We start from the raw sequence: 6000 nt of genomic DNA on the forward strand, positions 1-6000 counted from the left end.
ACAAACATAACCAACTTACTCCTCACATTCCTGTATCGTCAGTTTGGATAGGTCAGGAAAAGGTCAGAGAAAAGTTCGATGCATCCACAGACCACCTTCAAGTACTGTCTCAACGGATATTTTCAAGCGGCATAACAGCGGCGTTCGCGGCTCAACTCCGCTGTGGGATGCCGTACTACCTATAGGATTCCCAAGCACTAACAGGGGCTACTAGGGGCAAAGGTAGCAAAGCTGCATCCGATCGCCACGCAGCCTCTGAAAGCTTTGTCATGCAGGGATTCCAGAAAAATTTCCATGATTTAGCTAAAACATACCGAGAAATGGTCATTTTCGGGCAAGTTTTGGAGTAGAAAAGGCTTCAAACGCTTATTCTGTCGTAGATTTTGTAGGTGATCCAAGCATCATTTTCGGGCAAGTTGCTATTTTTCGTTTTTTTTTGCTAGATGCCTTACTTCTCAAGGATTCTAGCGATCGGATGGCGTTTCGTTGCAGCTTTGCTACCTTTACCCCTACAATGAGGAACTTATTCATCGGCACCATTTGCGACCAAAATCCCAGGGTGGAAAAGACACTTACAGCAATCTGGTGTTAGTGCATCAGTGCTGCCATCAACAACTGCACGCTTCGGAGCTGGTAGAGAGTGAGTGACTTGCTTGAGCCGGATACCGGGTAACTGGTACGTCCGGTTCTGAGGGGAGGAGGATGTAGCGATATATCCTCCTTACCCGACCATTTTCGGCAGCAAAACTGAGTACTAAAGATGAAGCTGTACGGCAATAAATAACCTTCTTCATAACCAATTGACTCTGGCAGACTTCCCTCAGCTTCTTGTTAAACCTTGTAGCATCAAACTCAGTACTAGACTGAGCACCATGGGAGCTTCCAAAAATTTATTGAAGAAAGAGCTCTTATTCGTTTTACTGGAATGTCTAAGTCTCAATGAAGAGCGTTAGTAAACAGCGGATGAACTGAATTATGGAGATAGAAATGCCTTGCAAAATCTACCTAGATCTACTTAGTTTGTTCCTAGATGTATTAACTATCTGCTAATGCCAACCACGAATAAGTACGTAAAGGAACTCCCCATAGATAAAATCTACGTTGAATGATTGAAAAGTTTTCATGTCCAAACACGATTAAGTTTCTTTTATCTGTGACCAAATCACGGATGGAATATGTCAATTGTTGACCGTCGATATCTATCAGTTTTTCACCGACTTTTCCCCAGTAGATTTCACTTCCTTCGAAAGTGAAAATAGATGAATTATCACTGGTAAATTTAATGTTAGTCAGCGAAAAATCGCCTATGTTATGGTAAGCTGCCGGTTTATCTAAATTAGGTTTTTCACCAACTTTCCATACGTAGATATTGCCATCAGCCGATTGAGCTGCAATATAATCACTATCGGGACTAAAGACTGCGCGGTTTGCATTTTTCTCAAATACCGGTTTTATGTTTTCTGAGCTTGGACTATCAAGTTGCCATACATATAGTTTCCCATCTTGTGCTGTTCCAGCAACCCACTTTCCGTCTTTGCTAAAGGAAACTTCAAATAGATCACTACTGCTACTAGCTAAATCTATGACTGGTTGGGCTTTGTCTCCGGGTGGTTCGGTTACTTTCCAGGCGTAAAAATCCCTAAATGTGGGTCTGACGACAATCCATTCACTATTAGGACTGAACGCGATATTGTAATCATAATAAGGGTAAACATCCTCATCATCATAATGTTCTATAAATGCAGGTAGTAAGTTTTGGGGAGGTTGACTAATTTTCCACACATAAACACCACCATCTTCTCCAACAGTGGCAATCCATTCATCATTTTCAGTGAAAAAAACATTATTTTCACTAAAGGCAGAAGCAGTCTTAAGGATAGAAGAAAGAGTTTCTGAGAAAGATTGATCAGGTTTGAGAATATAAAGTTTTGTTCCCTCATTCTCCTCATCCCCCTGTATAGCTATCCACCTGCCCTTTGGACTAAATTGAACTACTGGTCGGCAATCAAAGGGACAGTCTAGTTTGTTGGTCTTTAAAGAGAGAAATGGCTTGAGGTTTGAGCCACTAGACCGTGAAGGATGCCAAACATAGACTTCACCATTATTGGAAGAAACATAAACCCATTGCTCGTCTGGGCTAAATCCGCCCCAAGTATTATCCCAATCATTTCCCTCCTCCTCCTGTACTGATTTAGAGAGTCCGGTCAAAATAGGTTGACTTGCTTGAGTAAGCTTTTGTTCAGGCTTCCAAATATAAACGTTGCCCTCCCCAGTAATGCCTGCTAAAAAGTTAGCTTTGGGACTGATAACAACATCTTCAAAATCAAAGGGAAGTTGAAATTCTTCATGGCTGCTCCAGGGAAGATTGAGTTGCCAAACGAGCAATTCATTTTCTTCGTCATCAAATGAAATTGCTAATTGACGATCTTGACTAATCAGCCATTCCGATCCAAGCTTATAGGTTTTAACATCAAAGCGAATTTGAGGGGGTAGTAGTAGAGTAATCAGTAACACCAAACCCATTACTATAGCTATGCTACGAATTACATACTGACGTTTAGTCCGATTTATCAGCTGCCTTGCTGTGTCTTGACTGAGGCGATGTGGTGAGGCGTATTTGATAAGGAACCGAAAACCTCGCACTGGAACAATAGTGTGAGGATTTTGCCTTTGTTCCTCCAGATATCTATCGAGTAATCGATTCGCCTGTTCTTCTACCGTTTCAATATCTGCTGTCGCTTCTCGAATAGGAGTAACTATATAGTCGTGAACTAGATTATAGGTTTGCTCATCTTCGAGAACAATCAGATAGCCGTTCATACATTGTTCAAGAACTTGTTGGAGTGCTGTATAAAAAGCTTGATCGTTTCGCAGGAGAGCAGCTTGACCTTTTGACTGCATTGCTGTTTGGATATGTTGAATTAATTCCTCAAATTGCAGTCCTTGAGGTCGCCTTGCATCTCTGTTAACTGCACATAACGATCGCAATAAATGCCGAGCAATTTGACGTTCTAACTCTGGCGTTCTTTCTCCTAAGGGCTCGATGGTTTCTTTGATATATTCAGCTAGGATTCCATAGGCTCCTCCAACAATATGGTATCTACCAAGTTCGTAAATATATTGGTCGCGCAGACAAGTGGCTACTAACTGAAGCTCTACGGGACGCACTTCACTGTCTTGAGTTAGGTCGCGAACAACCTCTACCATTAAAGCTTCCGAGAATAGTACTTTGTCATTACTGGCTGCTATCTGAAGTGTTTCCAGAGCGATCGCTGGCTCCCAATTTCGTAATCGATCGCTGAAGCGAATATCCAAAGGTTGAGATACCCAAGGCGCAAAATCTCGCAAGTCATCGACAAATTCTTTACGAAGGCTGAAGAGGAAGCTGACTGACAAGTTCTCATTATCGAGACAATCTCCTATTTCTTTAGCAAATTCTTCTCGCGCACTTTTAGTTCGGTTAACAATGAAAAATTCCTCGAACTGGTCATAAATCATCATTAGCCGCTCAATTTGATGTTCCTGAAGGACAACAGATAGAATATCCTGCAAAGGAATGTCACTGTTGCTCGCTGAGGATGAAGTTGAAATTCGTCGCAAAGCTTTCAGGCTAGCTTCCTTGGGATTCCCACTTGTTCGAGGAACATAGACAATCAGCCAACCTAACTTTTCTACTTCTGGGATCAGACCAGCACGTAAAAGAGAGGTTTTTCCACTTCCTGCATCACCACTGAGATAACCAAACGTGAATTCAAAAGCCGTAACTTTGGCAAAGATTCTTTTCACATCTCCTTCGCGACCGAGAAGATGCTCACCACGTTCAAATGGTAGTAAGCCACGTAGATAAGCTTTGGAACCTGGAATCGGCGGTTCAAATTTAACTTTTTGACGGCTATGGTAATTGTGTCGGCGTGAAATAAAGTACCAAGCGATACTAGCAATGACTAGCAAAATACCAATTGCAAGATACAAAGGATGATCTTTTGCTTGTTGGCTGAAGCTTAAAATTGTACCGGCTACCCCCCCAACTCCCTGGATGAGATTTTGGTACTCCTTCAGGACATCGATCAAACCCTTTAAAGGTTTTTGTCTAGGTTCGGGAGATTCCTGCATCACAGTAGATATTCAAAATAACTTATTAACCTGGCAATGATTGAGACTACACCTGTTCAAGCAGCATAAGCAATAAATGGATGTTTGAAATACTTGACGATTCGGGTGGGTAGTTTCTGGAGTTTGAATAGATGGGATCGCAACCGCCCTTTCAACTGACTCAACTGGCGCGTCGGTGGCTTGGAATGGACCCCTTGCTTGACATCACAATTAAGATACTCGACCGGGTTCAACTGGGGAGAGTACGACGGCAAGAAATGCATCTCGATTTTGTCTTGATGCTGCTGCAGCCAGTGTCGTACAGCATCCGAACGATGGACGGGATGACGATCTACAATCCATATCAACTTGCGCTCTCGTTTGGCAATCAGGCGTTCAAGGAATAGGATAAACACCTGTGCGGTTAGCTTCTGAGTGTAGAGCATGAAGCGGACTTTGCCCTGATTGCTAATGCTGGCAATGTAATTAACCCTCACTCGCTGTGTGTTGAGCCCAATCTCTGGAGTCCTTCCTTGGGGTGCATAGCCACGTCCAACTTGAGCATCCGAGCGTAGACCCGATTCATCGCCCCAAGCAATTTCGGCAGCTTCGGTTGCAGCCCGCTGCTCGATAGCAGGGTAGTCTGTTTCTAACCAAGCTTTGACCACTTGCGGGTTTTGCTCATAGGCACGTTTGAGCGGCTTTTGCGGGGTGTACCCCCAGCGCTTGAGATACTCACCAACGGTACGAATCGGCATCTCTACACCGCACTCGCAAGCAATCAAAGTCTGCACCGCACTCCGTGTCCACAGAGCACTGTCAATCTTCAATTGGTCTGGAAAATGCTTCCGCATCAACTGTTGAATCCACTCTTCCTCCGGTGGACTCAATGTCCGTCCTTCGCCCAACCGATTGCCGCGTTTTTGCTGATGCAGTGCGGCTTCGCCTTCCTGTTGATACGCTCGCCACCACTCTGAAACCGTCGTGCGATGCACCCCAAGATAGCTGGCAATCTCGCTTGCTCGCTTGCCTTGTTCTCGCAGGCGAATTGCTTGTTGGCGCAAGTAGTCTTGGGTGGTGGGATTGAGTAATCGAGCGTCTGGCTTATTCATACTCCGATTCTACCGATTTTGCCTCTCTTTCTGTAGGCTCTTCGATTGCCGGGTTAATAAAGAAATGTATACTTATGATTCTGGTTCTAATAACACAGTTCAATAATGACACGTTGCTTTTACTCTAACCGATTGCCACTCCCTCCCTCCGTTGCCACACCGTGTTAGTTAGATCCTGCACCCGCTAGCTCCAAGCTTTCATCTGTGGGTCAAAGATTTAGACTTTGGGCAGCAGGTGATCGTGCGCGATGGCAAAGGCATGAACAGTGGAGTCATGATGCTACCTACTAGCCTCGTTAAGCTGTTATAGGCACATCTAAGCGGAGCCAAACAGCTACACCAGCAAGACCTCAATGGGGCTATGGTTCGGTCTACTTGTCGTTTGCACTGAAACGCAAACTGTTACATGTCAACCGACAAGGGATGTGGCAGTTTGTGTTTCTCTCAGACCGCTTCTGTCAGGCTCGTGGGGGCAGTGTCTCCCAACGGCACCATCCGCATGAAAGCGGGTTGCAGCGATCGATTAAGCAGTCGACGTGTAATGTTGGACTGGAGAAACGGGTCGCTTGTCATGCCTTCCGGCACAGCTTTGCAACCCATTTAGGGGTAAAGGTAGCAAAGCTGCAACGAAACGCCATCCGATCGCTAGAATCCTTGAGAAGTAAGGCATCTAGCAAAAAAAAAACGAAAAATAGCAACTTGCCCGAAAATGATGCTTGGATCACCTACAAAATCTACGACAGAATAAGCGTTTGAAGCCTTTTCTACTCCAAAACTTGCCCGAAAATGACCATTT

General features: G+C 44.4%; 4 protein-coding genes. 1 reads left to right on the plus strand and 3 read right to left on the minus strand.

What is annotated here, in order from left to right:
* Nucleotides 1–486: 486 nt before the first annotated feature.
* Nucleotides 487–648, plus strand: a complete 162-nt coding sequence (locus H6F88_RS34310; protein WP_190641589.1) for an HNH endonuclease — start codon at nt 487–489, stop codon at nt 646–648.
* A gap of 387 nt (nt 649–1035) precedes the next feature.
* On the opposite strand, the gene H6F88_RS04685 is transcribed toward H6F88_RS34310, so the two are convergent.
* The 3 genes from H6F88_RS04685 to H6F88_RS33865 all read right to left on the minus strand — a co-directional run bounded on the left by H6F88_RS04685 (nt 1036) and on the right by H6F88_RS33865 (nt 5777).
* A complete protein-coding gene (locus H6F88_RS04685; protein WP_347277664.1) occupies nt 1036–4113 on the minus strand; it encodes an NACHT and WD repeat domain-containing protein in 3078 nt (1025 codons plus the stop codon).
* Nucleotides 4114–4169: 56 nt separating this feature from the next.
* A complete protein-coding gene (locus tag H6F88_RS04690) occupies nt 4170–5204 on the minus strand; it encodes an IS630 family transposase (RefSeq protein WP_190641591.1) in 1035 nt (344 codons plus the stop codon).
* Nucleotides 5205–5648: 444 nt separating this feature from the next.
* A complete protein-coding gene (locus H6F88_RS33865) occupies nt 5649–5777 on the minus strand; it encodes a hypothetical protein (RefSeq protein WP_277882141.1) in 129 nt (42 codons plus the stop codon).
* Between the last annotated feature and the right edge of the window lie 223 nt (nt 5778–6000).

It is taken from the genome of Oculatella sp. FACHB-28 (assembly GCF_014696015.1).
Lineage (GTDB): Bacteria > Cyanobacteriota > Cyanobacteriia > Elainellales > Elainellaceae > JAAUTN01.